The following is a 17,489-nucleotide window of genomic DNA, read 5'->3' as shown; positions in this document are numbered from 1 at the left end:
TTGTTTCGATGTTCAAAATATCACCTCAAATATTCACCACCATTATAATCCTGTGGTCAAATATTGCCATTCGCCAAACCATAGAAAGAACCGATTATTCTTAGCGATTTATCGCTTAGAATAAGGCCTGATTTTGAGACAAGCCGCCGGTCTTGCGGATTGGCTCAAAACAGTGCCCACCGCGTTCCAGCCACGACAAACGTCCTGAGGCGGTTGTGTCACCACCTAAACCCACTACACCTGCAATCAAGCGCAGATTCAAGAATAGAAATCAAACGTCTAAATCAGTTCCAAACAACGCTCACCATGTTTGAACTAGCGTGTGGATCACGTCAAAAAAAGCCAGTCAGCGACGATCCTGACTGGCTAGTTGGCGCTATTTTTGTAAAAGGTCGGGGAATTTCCGGTCGATTAGGGCTTCCAAGCGGTAACGCTTCTTGCTGGCCATCACACCGGCGTCAACGAAATCGTTGAGTTCGATCTTGCTGATGTTTGCGGCTTCAGCCAAGTCCTTGCGGCGGATCCGTTTGGTCGCCAAGACCTGTTTGACCTTGGCGCGCTGCGAGGCCTTGCGCACGCTTTGGATCGTCGCCACGAAGATGATCAATAGAATCAAGATGATTGTCGACCAAATTTTGCTGTGGGGGTCGATCAGGAAATAAAGGAGCATCATCACCACGGCACTGGCGACCATGGCGGTGTAATCTACTTTTTGGTTTTTTGGCATGAGTGTTTCCTCCAACTGACGCCAAGCGCGTCTAAATCTATCTCTTATCCTATCATAGATTGCCAGTGGCCGGAGCGGGAAATTTTGCACTGGCGCAAATGGCGTCAGTCGCCCAGCTCGTCAGCCGAAATCCGGTTACGTTCGCTGGGGAAAGAGGGCGGCGACTACTGGAATCAAGGTGTTGACAGTTTGATCAACTTGGGTAGCGTTGGTTTTGTCGATCAGCTGGGGATCGATCAGAATCGCCAACATGCCATTGAGCACGAATTCTAGACGCAAGTCATTATCGCGGGAGCGAGTCAACGCTGTGTTGGCGTAAATGGCGTCGCGAAAAGCGTCAATAAAAATATGCGGATAGTTCCGCGCGAATCGCAAATTATCAGGTTTAAGGATCGCCAGCTGGCTGGCTGTCGGCGTGGGCGCCGGGCCAAAGAGAAATTGACGGATGAACCTGGGCTGATCGGTCAAGAGGGCGGGATAATCGTGAAAACTAGCCACGATTTCGGTCACTGTTTCTGCCAGAATGTGTTCGTACAATTGGAAAATATCGGCGTAATGTAAGTAAAACGTGCCCTTGTTGATCCGCGCTTGTCGAGCCAAAGCAGTGACCGTGATTTTATTGACAGGTTGCGTCACTAGGAGAGCTTCAAAAGTGGTTTGAATGACTTGGCGGGTTTTGACTACCCGAAGATCGGTTGCTTTGACCATGAAAACACCTCTTAAGAATAATCGCCGGTTAATCAACAGTTTATCCCATCCGTTGATTATTGAACGAATGGCGGGAATCGCCGATTGAGCTGCCCCGCTACTTTGCTTATTATATTATTTGAAGTGAGCGCAAGACTCAATAACTTCACGACTGGGAGGTCAATTTGATGGAACAAACTTATAAAATAGGTGATTTAGTCTGGGCAACGCTGGGAACAACGCCATTGGTAGCTGTGGTGGTCTATTTGGATCAAACCCACGATCGCATCTTAGTTCGCTTTAGTGGCGTTCAACAAGATTATTATACTGCCGCTGAGCTGAAACCCTATCACGCTGAGAAAAAATAAAATCACTTTATCCAGGGTCCGTGTTTGCGCCCGGCGAATATGCTCTTTGGAACCGGCATGAGAAACCTGTTTGCTAAATCAACACGAGAAACTAGCGCCAAACCAGCACGAGAAATCAACACGAGAAACCAGTGCCAAACCAGCACGAGAAACCAGCACGAGAAACCAACACGCCAAACCCGCGCAAGAAACCAGCGCGCCAAACCAGCAGGGTCATGGCGACATTAAAAAAGCAGCCGGCAACGGCTGCTTTTCTCGCTCTCATTTTTTTGAATCGTGGGCTTACAGATTGCGATCCATGTTGAAAGTTAACCGCGATAAGGTAATGCCCTTGGTGAACAGGTGGCCCATGAACGCCTCGGTCTTGGTCCGCATCATGTCCACGGTTTCGTGGTTCTTTTCCGTCAAGAAGGCGGTCAGCGCTTCGCCAGAATAATTAGCGGCTTGGGCGTCAACAGCGGCGATCTGGGCGCGCAACTCTTGGCGACATTCCTTCAAGTAATCCAGATCATCTTGAACGAAATGGCTGTAATTAGATTCCACTAAAACAGACAAGGCCCGGTACATCCAATGGGCCTCTTTGAAATTGAAGTCCAGAGAAACATCACTGTAAGACGGGGCGGTGTCAGTGGCGTTGGTGTAAAACGGCAGATAAGGGCTGAAGGTTGGGTAGCCAATGCACAACCACATGACTGCGGCGTGTTCTGCCGGCACATCATTACGGATCTGCAAAATATGCGAGTTTTGCGTCCGGTTCAAACCAATCGGCCGATAACGATACTTATCGGCGTCAGCGCCCTTGCCTAGGGGATCATAAGGGGTTTCGTTGTAATGGGAACCGAGAATATATTCAATATCATCAGGTGAGATTTTGTGGCTCGTCCGGCAGATGAACGGTAAATCGCTGCTTTCAGGGTCTTGGTCGATCTCCGGATTCAAGATATGTTGACCATACCAAACCCGCGGCGTGTTATAATGCCGATCTTTTTCATTGTCCGTGCCGAAAATATGGCGGAAGTTCCAGCCAGCTTGGTCTGGATTCAAATGGTGTTCTTCAACATAATCTTGGATCCCTTCAGACCAAAGGAAGTTGTCATGATCATTGAAATCGACTTGTTGGATCGCCACTTGGTTCGCCGCGATCACATAAGCGTCATCGGGAATCCGTTGGGCGACCCAATGATGGCCCGTGACGATCTCCATGTACCAAACGTTATCCTTGTCGCCGAATAAAACAGAGTTTCCCGCCGGCGAGCCGAATTTCTTGATCAGACTGCCCAGATATTCCACCCCAGCTTTCGCCGAGTCGATATAAGGCAAAACCGCCGTCTGCATACAGTCTTCGTCCAGACCGTCCTTAACTAATGGATCAAAGGCCAAGGCTCGCTCGTTGCCATAAGTACTTTCGGTACAACTCATGGCGACGTTTTTCTCGTTGATCCCGCTTTCGTCATAATACCCCAGCTTCTGATAATCAACGTTCGGGACCGCCGGATAGCGATAGCCATCCTCAGGCAATTCCATTTGGAACCCATTGAGATAAGACTTGAGCACCCGGCCTTTTTCACCGTGAACCGCTGGATGCATATAGAATCGGTGGGGCGCTACGGCGTGGAATGTATCGTCGTTTCGGGCGATCATTGTGGATCCGTCGATGCTGGCGTCTTTCCCGACTAAAATCGTCGTACAAGCACGTTCGATATTTTGTTCGGACATGAAATAACCTCCATCTGCTGAAAAAATGATTGACGCTAAAGCGCCAAATTCGTACACCATAAAGATAGCACATTTTCGGGGAAAGTTCGACTGGATTTCGGGTGAAGGATGTACGCGCAATATTTGATCTTGTGCTTGATTGCAGGTGGGGTGGGTTTGGGTGGTGACGCAACCGCCTCAGGACGTTTGTCGTGGCTGGAACGCGGTGGGCATCGTTTGAAGCCAATCCGCAAGCCCGCGGCTTGTCTTCAAATCGAGCCTTATTCTAAGCGATAAATCGCTAAGAATAATCTCACCGCTGAGCCACACGTCCTGAGGCGGTTGCTGGGCAGAATTGCGCCTATCTGCAATCGAGGCGAAGGATTTGACGAAGTGCTTTTGCAAGCGAGAGGTCAAACAATCGCCCTTTTGGGGGTGGTACGACAATGCCAACTGATTTGGATTAGAAGACCGGGATATTTTGCGTAGGCTGAACACTCTCTGCTTGTTTCCTTAACAATCATTGGTTTGGAAGCCGACCGAATTCAGCTGATTAAGCCGACCGATTCAGCTGATTCATCAAGAACTTGCCTCAGTTCATCAGACAGACTACGCTGGTGTCACCAATGTAAAGCTTGTAACCGCTAACCACGGCCGTGAATTGCGTGGCTCCCCACCAATTGACGATAGCTTGACAGTCAGCGTGAGTGCTCAAACGGCTGTTAAAACGTTGAGCGGCTGGAGCGGAGAAATTCGGGGTGAGATCGCCGTGTCGTTATTCTTAGCGGCTTTGCCGCTTAGAATAAGGCTCAGCTTTGAGATTTTCGGTGGGTTTCCGAAAAGCTCAAAGTGACGCCCACAGCGAGCTCACCCCGAATTTCGCAGCGCAAGCTGCGGCCAAACTACTTTTACCAGCACAATCTGCCTATGCGAACAAAAAAATAGCACCGCGCAATTTGCGCGGTGCCAGCCGGTCCATTTTTCAAGAGAAAAGAATCGGCTTAGTCCAAGAAAATATGACGAATAAACGGATCACTACCAGAACTCATACAAGTCTGAATCACGGCCCGGTGCTGCTTCAACCGCGCAACCGTGTCATAAATGTTATTGTTGAGTGTTGACCAAGCTTCGCCAGAAATGCCAGTCACTGTCAATTGTTGACCATCGATCACCACATGACTGCCGACACCCAATTGCACCACCGCGTTATGCGCGGCAACATTGCCAGCGTCAACGAGGATCACAGAAGGCAGATAAGACCAACGATAAACGCTATCCGTGGGGACAACTTTATTGCTGGCAGTCGCTGTGAAGGAACCGCCAATCGCAAAATGTCGACCAAACAGATTCAAACCGCTGGTAACCGTTGCTTGTTGTGACGAGGCACTGCTGGTGGACGTGCGATAGGTTGATGTCGCAGCCGTTTGACTGCCCGTAGTCGGATTGCCGTTAGTTGCGTTGTTTGTGCTGGCCGTTTGGGTGGCCGCTGTATTGCTGGTCGTACCAGTTGCAGCTTGTTCATTGGCGTTGTTATTGGCTGCTTTTGCTGCTTTGGCTGCAACAAATTTAGCGGCTTGCTTCTGACTAGCTGCTTTACTCAGCTCTAATTTTTCTTGTTGTTTTGTTTGATACGCGACCTGAGCTTGCGCGGAGATCGTGGGTTCGGACGTATCTTCACTGATCGCGACGGTCAGATTCGTGCCCAAAGATAATGAGCTTAAAACGACAGCGGCAGTGACGACGATCCCGGTAACCAAATGGGATCTTTTCAGGGTGATATTGCGAGTTTTCATTGCTTAGTTTTCTCCTTAGTTGATCAATCCAAACCGATTTGACGGTGTAGTCGATCCGCTTCGTCTCCCACGAAGTAGAGAAAATGACGTTCCCCAACGAAATAATCATGAAACACGCATGTTTAAAAAAGAAAAAGAGACCCGACCATCCCACTTATTTTCTGAAAACCTCAGAAAATAACGCGTTCTGATTGAATCCCCAATAATGTATTTTTAAACTTATCAAGTTTGACTGGCTCGCTGCCCACGAGCTGGTCTCGCTTTTCCCCAGAACCTATTATAGCACCTAAATAGGTTGAGAACAATTTATATTTCAAAAAATATTCAAAATGTTTAAACGTGAAAATCGGTACAAACATTGGTATCAATGACTTAACTTATCCATCCGTAATCGTTTAGATTATAATCACGCTGCCGCATTTTGGACACGAAAGGGTTTCCCGTGACGAAAACGCGATCGTGATCTGTCCAATTTGTAGCGGTGCGGACCCCGATTCGGGCGGTGGTTGTGATGTTGGCCGGGGTGCGACTGGCCTGCGAAATGATTTTCAACGGGCTTTCATGAAAATCTAAGCCGTTCAGTTTCGTGTCGTGAATGTTAAGGGCGCGCATTAGCTTCCCCGGGCCGCTGGTCAGGTTCAAGTCTGGTTGGTGAGGGCGATTTTGCCGCATCAAATCCAGGCCGATCGCCGGTTCAATTGCCCGAATCAAAATGCCTTGGGGCTCCTCGGCCGCTTGGGTGACCACATCGAAATCATAATAGCCGCGAATAGCGTAAATGTAGATCGTGCCTGGCGGGCCATAAAGTGGTTCGTTGGAAGGCACGCGCCGGTTCTGGTAAGCGTGAGCGCCAGGATCAGCCGCGCCTAAGTAAGCCTCTGCTTCGACGATGTATCCGCCGACTTGACCGGCCGGACTATCGTAAATCAGTAATTTTCCCAGCAAGTCTTGCGTGATCGTCAGCGTGTCCCGACCGGTGAAAAAGGCGGGATCTAAGCCGCGAGGGCTGGTAATAGGGGGCATTAGTTGCATTTTTCAGTCAAGTCCTTATCATTGGAGTTGGCAAATCAGTTAGGCTTAGTCAATTGAGCGGTTGATCCTCTTGCGGTTTCGGCGGAACGCAACCGAGCGCGCGAGTAGGGTCAGCGGCCAAAATTGCTGCCAGAAAGAAGTGAGCGCATGTTAACGATTCAGCGCATTTATCAAAATCCAGTGGTGCCCAACACTTATCGCATTTTAGTTGATCGCGTTTGGCCCCGGGGAATCTCTAAAGACAAGGCCCAGTTGGATCTCTGGGCCAAAGCAATCGCGCCGACCACCGAATTACGGAAATGGTTCAATCATGATCCAGAAAAGTTTCCCGAATTTCAGCAACGCTATCAGGCGGAATTGGCCGCCAATCCCGACTTTCCAGCGTTTCTGGCAACAATCAAGGCGCAATTGGCCCAAGGCGATGTGGTGCTGTTATATGGTGCCAAGGATCAGCAGGATAATCAGGCCCAAGTGTTGTTGGCCTATTTACAAACGAAACTGACAACCAATTGAGCATAACGCTAAAACGGGCCACTTGGCAAGCCTAGTCTACCTGTAATCTCCGCCACCATCAAGTTGAACTTGGTGGTGTTTTTTTGTGTCTGAAAAAATATTTTTTCTGATGTCCGCGCTGTGGCATTGAAATTTATTTACAGTCAGCAGTGGCTCCGGAAAAATTGTGTAGCATGCACAAACTTTGACTGGTCCTGGGCCACTTGTCCGGACAGGGACAACCTGTCTATCTAGGCAGCATCAGGTTCTAGCGCGACAATGAGCCAGCTGATTGGTTAGACCAATATTTGTGAGGCACCGCGCGACCCAAAGACGAGCGGGAGTGCGATGTATTTTATTACGAGAATAATTGGATAAATATTAATCGTGAAAATGTGAAAAGAAAATTCCAGCATAACTTTGTATTTATATTCATGCCATTATGCATATTGCGTTTTTTGATTCGACTTGATATGATAACTTCCGCCCTAGATGTGCCGGGTGCTTCAATGATTCGCTGCTAATCGTGGTGGTGATAGGACAGAACAAATAATGAATGAATTTATATTTTATACAGGAGGAATCCCTTTGAAGAAGAAGAAATTTCGGGCTGGTGCGGCGCTGGCAGCCTTAGCAATGATGGCCGGTGTGGCGATTTGGCCCACGACTGCTCAAGCAGCCACGCATAACGAGGCAGCCACTGCGGTGACCGCTGCCGCAGAAACACAAGAAGCTGATGAGCTCCAGTTACCCGACAATGGTGGCGAAAACGAGACATCAGCACCCGAAAGTAACGCCAATCAAGAGAACAACTCCGAAGACGCTAGTGACGAAAACGCTGGCGATACTGACCTCAGTGCCGAAGCGCCCGATAACCAAGAAAGTGACGCCAACACCCCAGACGATCAAAACGCTGGCGATGAAAATACTGACAATCAAGACGTCGGCACTGAAAACACACCTGAAATAAATGATGGCGATGCAGCAACAAGTCCCGATGACCAAGAAAATCCCAATGAAAACACACCCGATCCAGACGTCAACCCTGGCAACAATGATAGCCCAGAAGCCGATAGCGAGGATTCTGACAACGAAAGCGGCGACAATCAAGATGTTGGTGATGAAGGGACAGATGGCTCAGTCACCGACAATGAAAATACGGATAAGCCAGACACTGATGACCAAAACACTGACCAAGACGCTGACAATCAAGATACGGACAACGAAAGTACCGATAGCCAAGGCACTGACAATCAAGACGCGGGTGATGAAGTTACTGATAAGCCGGGTACTGATAATCAAGGTACCGACGGGGAAGATGCCAACAACGAAAGTACCGATAATGACGGCTCAACCGACCAAGGCACCGGCGATGCGGCTGGGACGCCAGACGGTCCAGCCCAGCCAGATGAAAACACTGGAGATTCCGACGACGGCGACGCCAACAGCAATAACCAAGATGCCAACCAAGACGTCAATAATGAAAGCAACGAAAATCCAAGCGACGAAAGCGCTAGTGATCACGGCGAAAATAATGATGACCAAGCCAGCAACAACCAAGCGGATAATGCCGAAAATATTGCGAATAGCGAAAATAATGAAAATAGCGAGAACAGCGAAAACGCCGAGAACAGTGGGAACACCGAAAATGGCGATGAGCTAACAGGAGGGCAACAGAATAATGACAGTCACAACAACTCTGAACACGGCCAAACAGGCAACCACCAAGGTACTGACAGCACTGTGTCAGTTCCCGACAGCCAACGCGACGCCGTCAACCACGTGCAATTTCCGCATTTTTCGGCACAGTTGGCTGAAGGGTCACAGTTGCCACAAGCCGGTGAGGCCACCACGGTCAGCGCACCACTAATGGGGCTGATCATGACGGCTTTGGCTGGACTGGGCCTAACTGGGCTGGTAACGATCCATCAACAGAAAAGTAACAAAGAATAATCTTAATCACACACCTCATCCAGTTATTTCGGAGAGAAGATCTAAATCGGGCCAAACGATTTGCTTTTCGCAACGATAACAGCTGGTGAGGATCAGGGGGAAGACAATGAAGACGAAAAAATATCAGCTCATCCTAAGCATGACCGGGGCGGCACTGCTATTCAGCACACCGCTGACAACGGCGACAGTGGCGGCCGCAGACGGACAACTCGCTGTTGCTGCGGGGGCAAGTCGACCGACAAGCACGGCGAAGCAGGCAAAAGCAGACGCGCTGTTAAACAATTTGTTAGGTGAACAAGCGGCGTTGGCGAACGCACAAGCAGCCTTGAGCGAGAACGAATCCGCGGCGGCACAGTCACCAAGCGGACGAAACGAGACCAAGGAAACCGCGATCGAAAACGGTGAAATATCGGACCCACAGGCAACAACCGTAGCGCCGGACAGCCCGACGGATTCATCCACTGCAACGGCGGTAACCACACGAGCTGCTCAAGCCCAGCCAGAGATCAACATTTGGATGCCTAACCGCGAGCTCCAGCAATTGGTGCTGAATAATCTTCAACGCCAAGGTGTGGCCGTGACTTCGGTGGATCAAATTCACTCCGAGGAAATGGCCCAATTGGAATGGCTCAGTAATGAACCAATGACCGATCCGGGCGAGTTTGCGCCCTTCTCTTCGGAATTGGTGCCGAAGTACAGACCCAATGGCGAATATGAATTGGACGGGTTAAGAAAGGCCGTCAATCTGAAGTCAATTGTTCTCAAAGGTCTGGGACAACCACAACGCCGGGGAAATATTCGCTCGCTGACTCCGTTGGTGAATCTGCGTCACCTTGAAACGATTGATGTCAGTGGCAACCAAATTCAAAGCACAGACGAGTTACTCTTTATTCAATCTTTATGTCCTCAATTTAAGTCCCTCGATATCAGTAACAATTCGATTGGTGATTTCTCTGGAATAAGACAGGAAAAACTACAACAATTCAAGTACAAAGGTCAGATAGTTGTGACTAACAACACCGGGGTCCTAAAGGGAGAAACCACCGAAACCTACGACCTTGCGCGGGTCATCAAACCGGTAAAAGGTGAAACCTTAGAACGCCAGTTTGACGTGCCCCAACTTAATTTCAATCAATACCAGCGTTTAGACTTGGCGATGCCTGCAGGTCGCCCCCAGAATAAAATCAGCGTCTATGAAAACGGCGCTGCTCAAGGTAATGGCAGTGTATCAGGGTTTAAAGTCACCTACGAAGGTCTGGCTGAGCAAGAAGCTTATCCCGGATTACCGCCGGAGTTTGCTGGGCAGACTGATTTGCCGCACAAATACCGTTATGCGATGTTCGCCAACCTCTATCAGCGCGGTGAAACAGATCAGCCAGTGGCGACGATAATCATTCCTTATCATGACACCGATCTGATCGGCGAGCGTGTGTTTGTTCAAAGTGTTGATGAGAACGGGAAAAGCATTGGTGACGTTCGCTTTGTGACGGCAGCACATCCTGATTTGTACCAACAAGGATACTATAAATACCCTTCCTACGCCGGTTATGTCGACCAAAAAGAGCCACTCGCTTATCGGGTCACTGACGAACCCCAAACCTTTACGGCTGTTTACCACCCAATGTTACGAACCCAAGACCGAAAAATCGCGCGGGGTAGCGCTTGGACCGTCAAAGATAATTTAACTCAAGTTCGCACGAAGGAAGGCGCAGAAGTGCCATTGGCGAAGTTGGATCTTGATCAGAATAAGATCAAGGTGACGATCGCCTCTGCCTACAACGGCAAGGAGTATACGGAAGCAGAGGTCGTGAAGAAAACTGGTGAATATACAGTTACCTATACTTATGATGACAAAAAATTCAAGTCCCACTTGACGGTTGCTGACCAACTAACGACAATCGTCGCCCACGACTTGACCATCAAAGCCAACGAAGCCTGGTCACCAGCCGCTCACTTTGACAGTGCGACCGCCCAAGGAATCGCGTTGTCGTTGGAGGATCTAGACGTTGACGCCAGCAGCGTTGATCTTGCTAAACCCGGCGTTTATCAAGTGATTTTCACGATTCCCGCGGCGCTAAATGGCGGCACGCCATATCAGCGCACTGTGACGTTGACCGTGGAAGCCAACAATTTAGAAGCACCACCAGTCGACCCAGAAACGCCAGAAGTACCGGAACAACCAGAGAAGCCAACACCAGAAGAACCAGAAACACCAACTCCAGAACAACCGGAGAAGCCAACCCCAGAACAACCGGAGAAACCAACACCGGAAGAACCAAACAAACCAACACCAGAAGAACCAGAAACACCAACACCGGAAGAACCAAACAAACCAACACCAGAAGAACCAGAGAAACCAACCCCGGAAGAACCGGAGAAGCCAACACCGGAAGAACCAGAAACACCAACACCAGAAGAACCGGAGAAGCCAACACCAGAACAACCGGAGAAACCAACCCCAGAAGAACCAGAAACACCAACCCCAGAACAACCAGAGAAGCCAACACCGGAGGAACCAGAAACACCAGTAAATCCAGAGAACCCGGGCGATTCCGAAGCGCCGGAACAACCAGAGGCCCCAGCGGATCCGGAAACGGTGCCTGATCCAGTCACGCCAAGCGAGCCGCAAGATCCGCAAAACCCGGCGACACCAGATTTGATTACCCCAACGCCGCAACCCGATTTGCCGAGCACACCGTGGACACCGCAAGCAAATGACCAGCAGGGGCCGGTCTTACCGCAAGCAAATGAGCGCCACGCTTCTGTCCTGACAGCCCTGGGAACGCTAGCACTGTTACTGACCGGATTCGCGGTTGTCCGTGGGTTGTGGAAAATCGTCAAGCCACGCTAGCCGCAGCAAAGTTAAGCCGTCCCAAATCATGAGCAGCTAACCCATATTAACGATTCTCGTTCCCCTTGTTTCCTCCCAGCAAGTCGAACACCGCCGTCCCAAGACACCAACAAAAATAGCCACGCCCGAAATGGGCTGGCTATTTTTGTTGTTTGGCTGATACGATTATCTGATTTTGTTGGCCTAAATTGATCGCTCAGTGAATTAATCTTGCGTGCTAAGGTTCTTCGGCAAAGTTGGTTGCGTGTTTTCGATCAGGTCGACTTCCAAATCCCGGTCGGTGGTTGCGGCCAAGGCTTGCCAATCTTGGTCGGTCTGGACGAGAAAGCGGCGAAATGCCGGCGTGTGGCGCAACACTTTCTGCAAAGACTTGCTCTCCGGTCGCAAATTCGTCAGGACGGGAATCACCGTCAGATCTGGTTGGCGCTCAGCAAGAACCGTGTAGAAACCGGTTCGAATATCGCCAAGCAGCACTGGCGTCTGGGATTGTGCTGCTAAGTAATGTTGCAGCCACCAAGCGGTTAATTCGTCTTCGCTGGCGAAAACATGGGTGACCAAACCTTGAGCATCGAACAGTTGCAACGACTCGATTTTGCCGGCGGTCAGCGTCTTGGTCAAGACCACGGTCCCATCAATGCGGTAGAAATCGATGGTTGTCAACTGGGCATCCTCATCAAATTGCGCGCTGGTGGATAGTTGACCCGCCGGATTATATTGCTTGCTCCGAACTTTCTGGTCGTTGGTGAAGTAGTCGATCTGAGTGATGGCGCCGTCAGTTTGATGGATGGTCATCAATAAATGATCTTCCTTGTCGAAAATCGACGTGGTATGGTGCTCCAGATCAACTCGCTGGATCCAGTTTTCGTTTTGGGGTAATTCGACTTGTGGTGCGGTATCCTCGCCGCTGCGTTGCAGTTGGTCGTAGAGGTCGATCACGGTGATCCCGGTCAACCCCGCTTGTGCCAAAACCTCGGTAACCGCTGCGGCGCCTGCTGGCTGATAAGTCGCCGTGAATAAGGTTGGTGCGGTGGGCAAGGTCGTCTGTAAGTAGCGCAACAAAGCTAGTTCCGTGCTAGCCCGGTTGGTCAACTCTGGGGTGAAAACCAGATGATCGCGCTGCGCGTCATATTGGATCGCGCGCAGTAAATAGGGACTGTCAAATAGTTCGGTAACGTGGTCTTGCAGTCCGGCGATGGTGGCGGTCAAAGCTGCGACTTGACCGCTAGCGGTGGTGATCTGCCGGTCTAAACGTTGACCGGCATTTTCCGCATTGGTCAGTTCTCGTTGGCGTTCCGCGATCTTGTTGGCCAGAGCCGTCTCTAGTTGTTTCTGCTGACCTGTTTTCGTGTTGTTTTGTTGATTGAGCTGGCTGACCCGGGCCGCTAATTCATCGCGCTGGTTGCTGAGTTGATTGAATTTATCGTTCAATTCTTCTCGGGTACTGACCAACCGGCCGCGCTTCTTGTAGAGCGCGTCGACTTGAGGCTTCTGTGCCGCCATCAATTCGTACATCTTCTGTAGATCGGTTTCGGCCTTGATCTGGTTGGAAAGTTGATTGCTGGTCTGTTCGTTCTCATCGATTTCCAAAACAACCTGGCGAATCGCTTTGGTCGTGGCGTCGATTTCTTTCTGAACGCCGGTCAAATGCGTCTGTTCCTGCGTCGTTGTTTGGGCCAAGGCCGCTAACTCACCGGCCAGGTCATCGATTGCCGCCTGATCTTCGCTATCGCTGATCGCCTTGAGCCGGGCAATTTCGGCCGCATTCGCTTGCGCTTTAGTTTCCAAGGTGGCCAATTCCTGTTGGATCGTTGCCAGCTGAGTTTGATTTTCCTGTTTCTCCGCGAATAATTGCTGCTTCAGCTGGGTCTTGACCTGCCGATAATCGCTGGCCATCTGTGTCAGTTGTGCCTCCAAAGCCACCCGTTGGTCATGGGTGCTCAACTTTTGGGCTGGTGCCGGAGTTGGCGCTAGGACCGCAGTCGGTGTTGACGCAGAAACGGCAGTTGGTGCCGGCACTGTTGGGGTGGCTGTTTGCGGTTCAGCCAAGCGCGCTGGCGTCACCGGGGCGACTGCTGGCTTAGATGGAGTGATTTCAGGTTCGTTTTTTTTGGTACGATTGCCGAAAAGTTTCATAAAAATTCCGCCTTAACTTTGAATTCAAGCTGGGTAATTGAGCTATTTTGGCTATGCGAACGGTTTCCCCAGCGTCTCCCACAATAAAGTAACTATCCCTAAGTTTAGCATAATTTAGCGCGACTGTAAGCTGTTCTAGCGGGAAATCGGCGGAGAAATTGCGAAACTGGTCGGTCGGGACGGTGATGGGTCAAGATTTGAGGAGCAGAGACGAAACCTTGCACACGATTTATTTGAGATAATATGTTAGAAAGCCTTTACTAATGAGTGCTTTCGCTCTTGGTCGCATCGTGTCGGAGAAAGGAATTTCGATGGCCTTGCCAATGTTGCGGTCCGAATGCTAGGTATGTTTGGGAATGTTAGCTACTGCTAGGCAGTGGTCAGTGCGAACAGGACATCATACCGCCTAAAATATGGGTTGGCGCTTGTTGTTTGACCGCTGATTTGGTAAACTTGGGTTGCATTGATTGACTGATTGGTTGATAATTTTTTTCGATCAGTTCGCAGTCGGTTCAATGATCATAAGGACCATCGTTAACGCTGATCAGCAGCGGTTTCGCTGTGAAAAAATGCGATCGACATATTTTGGTGAATCGCGGCGTTCTCGAGTTGGAGAACGCTTTTTTTGTTGGTAGGGGTCAATTTTGTGGCAGTGTGGCATTTAGGTGAATTGGGTTGTAAGGGAGTGGCTTTTTTTGAAGAAAATAGTACGGAACTTATTGTTGGCCGGACTGTTACTGGTCGGGGTGGCCAGTGGCACGCAGGTTCAAAAGGCAGCAGCAGCGACGACGATCGGCGCATTCAGATATGACCAAAATAATGGCACGATGCTGAGTAACGGGGAAGCGGATCTGGATCAGAGTGGCGCAGACACGTGGAATTATACTGGTGGTGATGCGGAACATTTCACCAGTTATGATCGCAATGGTGTGAACGTCAAACCAGCAGCTTCAGTGAAGAAGTCGGTTAAGGAAACCAGCACTCAAGGGTTATTTGACGTGTCCTTGGCAATTCGGGGGAACTCGCAGGTTGTCAATACACCGGTGGATATCGCGATCGTGATGGACTACTCCAGTACGATGGAGGGTGAGAAACAAGCCAATGCCATCGCTGGCGTCAATGATTTTATTGATGGGTTAGCTGATTACTTAGCGGCTGGCGAAGTGCGATTGGCCGTGGTTGCCTATAGTCGCGAGGTGCAATCCACAGGCTTTTACACTGGAACTGGTGCTAAGGCGGCCATTGATCGTTTTCTGAAGGACCCTAACTTGCCGTCGTCCGGGACCTTTATGCAGGCGGGCTTGCTCAGAGGGCAGCAACTATTGCAAGCGGATCGGGCCGCGGGCAATGCCAATACTTTTGTCATGATCCATGTTGGTGACGGCAAAGCTAACCGGGCCTATACGATGAACGACCGGGGCGCCAGTGTTCCCGGCAAGAACATTGTTAATAGTCCAGACTATCAGATCGACTCATTAACGAGCTATCCAACGATGACCATGATGCCGCTGATTGCCAGTTATATTAGCTCCAGTGAGTCTAAATCCAAGGATTATTTGATTGATGCAAAGACGCCGGAGATCGTCCAAAATACGATGGGCACGATCCTCGATGTGCGTGATCATTCAGGCATCGAAACCTATTCGATCGGGGTTCAGCCAGAGAAACGAGGCGACTACTTAGATCGTAATATTGCCGCCAAGCCAGAACGCTACCGGAAGATTCAGGACGATCTTTCCGATTTGAGCGAAGCCTTAGATAGCATTTCCGCCCAAATCGATGACACGATCCCCAACGGTACGGTGATCGATCCCTTGGGCAATGATTTACTGTTGAATAGCGATTTTACGCAGCATAACGGTAGTTGGTCACTGACTGGCCAAGTTAAAAACGCTAACGGCAACTGGGTGGCTGAGCCGAGCCAGCTGTTGACGGACAGTGTGGCTGTCAGCGCGTCGAATGGTCAGATCAAGATGACCGGGCTCGAATTAGGCGCCAACGAACAGTTGACCCTGACCTATCAAGTACGGATCGATACGGAAGCCAGCGACTTCAAGCCGGAAACTTGGCTGTTGACCAATGGCCGGACCACCTTGGATCCAACCAGCGAAGGTCAGGAACAGTTCGACTTCCCGATTCCATCAATCAAAGCGCCCGGCGTTGAATTAAGCCTAATCAAGTTGTGGCAAGATCAGAACAATCATTTGGGTCAACGCCCGGATCAAGTTCAAGTTCATTTGACCCGCGGCGAAACTACTGATAAGACGGCTTGGACGACTTCGGCACCCGTGACCTTATCGGCGGCCGACCAATGGCGAAAAACAGTCAGTCAAGTTAGCTTGACTGATGGCACTGACGTTTATCTGCCGAAGTTCAATAACCAAGGCGAAGATTTCGTATATTCAATGACGGAAGCAACCGAGCTACCTGATTATCAGGCCAGCGTGCAGACCGAGGGGAATACGATCACTTTGACCAACACACAAGGTGCTAAAGACAAAGACAAAGACAAAGATAAAGACCAAACTGTTGAGGACAAACGTCCCGGTCAAGCAGGCAAGTTACCGCAAGCAGGTGAAAGCCAAATGCCGGCTAATCTACTGGTTTCTGGCGTGATATTATTAGCGCTAGTGATTTGGGGGATCGTCAGCTTGATCCGCCACAAACAGACGAAATAAGCGAAAAGAGTGCTCACTACCCCGGCTAATGCTCATGCACTGGGGTGGTGGGTATGGTTTAATTATGTCCGCAGCTTGCGCTGCGCGAATCGGGGTGAGCTCGCTGTGGGCGTCACTTTGAGTTTTTCGGAAACCCACCCGAAAATCTCAAAGCTGAGCCTTGGTCTAAGTGGCAAAGCCACTAAGACCAATTTCACGGCGATCTCACCCCGATTCGCTCCGCTCCAGCCGCTCAACGGTATAACAGCCGCTTGAGCACTCTCGCCATCTGGCAGGCTATTGCTAATTGATGGGGAGCCACGCAATTGACGACCGTGGTTAGTGGTCACCAGTTTTTGCATTGGTGACACCAGCGCAGTCTGTCTGATAAGCCAAGACACGTTCTGGATGAATCAACCAAATTGGTCTGCTTTCACTTAATGAGTCTCTTATTGACTTTGAGCATTGGCTTAGTCAAAGTAGTTTGTCCGCAGCTTGCGCTGCGCGTGGCGTTGGTGGTTGGCAGATGTGGTGGGGCTCCAGGTCGGGCTGGGGGTGGTGGAAACGTGTTCCACGCAATTGCTTTCTGCGCCGATACGCAATTTCACTGGATTGACTGCATCAATCCAGCAAAATCGCTAGTCGTGCTCAAAAGCAACCCATTGCGTTGCACACTCTGTTTCGAACGCGGCGGGCACGATTTTGAGCTTTTCGGAAACCCGCCGAAAATCTCAAAACTCGGCCTTATTCTAGGCGGCAAAGCCGCCAAGAATAATATCGCGGCTGACTCACCCCCAGCCCGACCTTCCGCCAGACGAACAAACAGACCACCAACGCCACGCTCCGCTCCAGCCGCTCAACATTTTAATAGGCGCTTGAGCACTCACGCCGACTGGCAAGCTGTTGTCAATTGATGTGGGACCACGCAATTGACGGCCATGGCTAGTGGTTACCAGCTTTACATTGGCGACACCAGAATAATTTGCCAGATAAACCAAGATAAATTCTGGATGAATCAACCGAATCAGTCGGCCTTCACCCAGTGAGTGTCTTGAGTATGAGGGCACTTCCAGAGGTCTGACGTAGTTAAGCGGAAGAAGC

General features: G+C 50.2%; 15 protein-coding genes. 6 read left to right on the top strand and 9 right to left on the bottom strand.

The genetic code is table 11. The features are described 5' to 3' along the window. Positions 1 to 376: 376 nt before the first annotated feature. Both ACYVSB_RS11655 and ACYVSB_RS11650 read right to left on the bottom strand, forming a co-directional pair. On the bottom strand, positions 377 to 727 hold the full coding sequence (locus ACYVSB_RS11655) for a hypothetical protein (RefSeq protein ID WP_461219522.1): 351 nt from the start codon (positions 725 to 727) through the stop codon (positions 377 to 379). Between the two features lie 135 nt (positions 728 to 862). Beyond that, the gene (locus ACYVSB_RS11650; protein ID WP_461219521.1) at positions 863 to 1,435 is read right to left on the bottom strand and encodes a TetR/AcrR family transcriptional regulator; all 573 of its coding nucleotides are present in this window, start codon (positions 1,433 to 1,435) and stop codon (positions 863 to 865) included. A 167-nt stretch (positions 1,436 to 1,602) separates the two neighbouring features. Between ACYVSB_RS11650 and ACYVSB_RS11645 the strand changes: the two genes are divergently transcribed. Continuing rightward, a complete protein-coding gene (locus ACYVSB_RS11645) occupies positions 1,603 to 1,782 on the top strand; it encodes a hypothetical protein (protein ID WP_461219520.1) in 180 nt (59 codons plus the stop codon). 282 nt (positions 1,783 to 2,064) lie between these two features. Here the strand turns inward: ACYVSB_RS11645 and ACYVSB_RS11640 are convergent, their stop codons facing one another. After that, positions 2,065 to 3,498: a C69 family dipeptidase gene (locus tag ACYVSB_RS11640; RefSeq protein WP_461219519.1), complete on the bottom strand. Its 1,434-nt coding sequence runs from the start codon at positions 3,496 to 3,498 to the stop codon at positions 2,065 to 2,067. A 177-nt stretch (positions 3,499 to 3,675) separates the two neighbouring features. Then, entirely contained in the window at positions 3,676 to 3,894 is a 219-nt protein-coding gene (locus ACYVSB_RS11635) for a hypothetical protein (RefSeq protein WP_461219518.1), read from the bottom strand. 244 nt (positions 3,895 to 4,138) lie between these two features. Between ACYVSB_RS11635 and ACYVSB_RS11630 the strand changes: the two genes are divergently transcribed. After that, positions 4,139 to 4,330 carry a hypothetical protein gene (locus ACYVSB_RS11630; protein ID WP_461219517.1) on the top strand — a complete coding sequence of 64 codons (192 nt, stop codon included), beginning with the start codon at positions 4,139 to 4,141 and terminating at the stop codon, positions 4,328 to 4,330. Positions 4,331 to 4,478: 148 nt separating this feature from the next. On the opposite strand, the gene ACYVSB_RS11625 is transcribed toward ACYVSB_RS11630, so the two are convergent. Then, the gene (locus ACYVSB_RS11625) at positions 4,479 to 5,270 is read right to left on the bottom strand and encodes a hypothetical protein (protein WP_461219516.1); all 792 of its coding nucleotides are present in this window, start codon (positions 5,268 to 5,270) and stop codon (positions 4,479 to 4,481) included. A 372-nt stretch (positions 5,271 to 5,642) separates the two neighbouring features. After that, the gene (locus ACYVSB_RS11620) at positions 5,643 to 6,302 is read right to left on the bottom strand and encodes a DNA-3-methyladenine glycosylase (RefSeq protein WP_461219515.1); all 660 of its coding nucleotides are present in this window, start codon (positions 6,300 to 6,302) and stop codon (positions 5,643 to 5,645) included. Positions 6,303 to 6,449: 147 nt separating this feature from the next. On the opposite strand from ACYVSB_RS11620, the gene ACYVSB_RS11615 reads away from it, so the two are divergent. The 3 genes from ACYVSB_RS11615 (at position 6,450) to ACYVSB_RS11605 (ending at position 11,598) form a co-directional block, all read left to right on the top strand. Beyond that, positions 6,450 to 6,815 (top strand): DUF488 domain-containing protein, encoded by a 366-nt coding sequence (locus ACYVSB_RS11615; RefSeq protein ID WP_461219514.1) that lies wholly within the window; start codon positions 6,450 to 6,452, stop codon positions 6,813 to 6,815. Positions 6,816 to 7,382: 567 nt separating this feature from the next. Next, the gene (locus ACYVSB_RS11610; protein ID WP_461219513.1) at positions 7,383 to 8,747 is read left to right on the top strand and encodes a hypothetical protein; all 1,365 of its coding nucleotides are present in this window, start codon (positions 7,383 to 7,385) and stop codon (positions 8,745 to 8,747) included. 106 nt (positions 8,748 to 8,853) lie between these two features. Next, positions 8,854 to 11,598: a bacterial Ig-like domain-containing protein gene (locus tag ACYVSB_RS11605; protein WP_461219512.1), complete on the top strand. Its 2,745-nt coding sequence runs from the start codon at positions 8,854 to 8,856 to the stop codon at positions 11,596 to 11,598. Positions 11,599 to 11,802: 204 nt separating this feature from the next. Here the strand turns inward: ACYVSB_RS11605 and ACYVSB_RS11600 are convergent, their stop codons facing one another. Next, entirely contained in the window at positions 11,803 to 13,731 is a 1,929-nt protein-coding gene (locus tag ACYVSB_RS11600; RefSeq protein ID WP_461219511.1) for a hypothetical protein, read from the bottom strand. 695 nt (positions 13,732 to 14,426) lie between these two features. Here ACYVSB_RS11600 and ACYVSB_RS11595 point away from each other — a divergent pair. Next, the gene (locus ACYVSB_RS11595) at positions 14,427 to 16,409 is read left to right on the top strand and encodes a Cna B-type domain-containing protein (protein ID WP_461219510.1); all 1,983 of its coding nucleotides are present in this window, start codon (positions 14,427 to 14,429) and stop codon (positions 16,407 to 16,409) included. A gap of 62 nt (positions 16,410 to 16,471) precedes the next feature. Here ACYVSB_RS11595 and ACYVSB_RS11590 read toward each other — a convergent pair whose 3' ends face one another. Together ACYVSB_RS11590 and ACYVSB_RS11585 are read right to left on the bottom strand one after the other, a co-directional pair. Next, a complete protein-coding gene (locus tag ACYVSB_RS11590; RefSeq protein WP_461219509.1) occupies positions 16,472 to 16,750 on the bottom strand; it encodes a hypothetical protein in 279 nt (92 codons plus the stop codon). A gap of 426 nt (positions 16,751 to 17,176) precedes the next feature. After that, complete coding sequence (locus ACYVSB_RS11585) at positions 17,177 to 17,407, bottom strand: hypothetical protein (protein ID WP_461219508.1); 231 nt, start codon at positions 17,405 to 17,407, stop codon at positions 17,177 to 17,179. Between the last annotated feature and the right edge of the window lie 82 nt (positions 17,408 to 17,489).

The organism is Lapidilactobacillus salsurivasis (genome assembly GCF_054785215.1).
This window is presented reverse-complemented; position numbering and strand designations above follow the sequence as displayed.

What these genes read in the sequence shown, in the direction of transcription:
- ACYVSB_RS11655 (WP_461219522.1), bottom strand. Translation starts at nt 727, where the DNA reads ATGCCAAAAAACCAAAAAGTAGATTACACCGCCATGGTCGCCAGTGCC.
- ACYVSB_RS11650 (WP_461219521.1), bottom strand. Translation starts at nt 1,435, where the DNA reads ATGGTCAAAGCAACCGATCTTCGGGTAGTCAAAACCCGCCAAGTCATT.
- ACYVSB_RS11645 (WP_461219520.1), top strand. Translation starts at nt 1,603, where the DNA reads ATGGAACAAACTTATAAAATAGGTGATTTAGTCTGGGCAACGCTGGGA.
- ACYVSB_RS11640 (WP_461219519.1), bottom strand. Translation starts at nt 3,498, where the DNA reads ATGTCCGAACAAAATATCGAACGTGCTTGTACGACGATTTTAGTCGGG.
- ACYVSB_RS11625 (WP_461219516.1), bottom strand. Translation starts at nt 5,270, where the DNA reads ATGAAAACTCGCAATATCACCCTGAAAAGATCCCATTTGGTTACCGGG.
- ACYVSB_RS11620 (WP_461219515.1), bottom strand. Translation starts at nt 6,302, where the DNA reads ATGCAACTAATGCCCCCTATTACCAGCCCTCGCGGCTTAGATCCCGCC.
- ACYVSB_RS11615 (WP_461219514.1), top strand. Translation starts at nt 6,450, where the DNA reads ATGTTAACGATTCAGCGCATTTATCAAAATCCAGTGGTGCCCAACACT.
- ACYVSB_RS11605 (WP_461219512.1), top strand. Translation starts at nt 8,854, where the DNA reads ATGAAGACGAAAAAATATCAGCTCATCCTAAGCATGACCGGGGCGGCA.
- ACYVSB_RS11600 (WP_461219511.1), bottom strand. Translation starts at nt 13,731, where the DNA reads ATGAAACTTTTCGGCAATCGTACCAAAAAAAACGAACCTGAAATCACT.
- ACYVSB_RS11590 (WP_461219509.1), bottom strand. Translation starts at nt 16,750, where the DNA reads ATGCAAAAACTGGTGACCACTAACCACGGTCGTCAATTGCGTGGCTCC.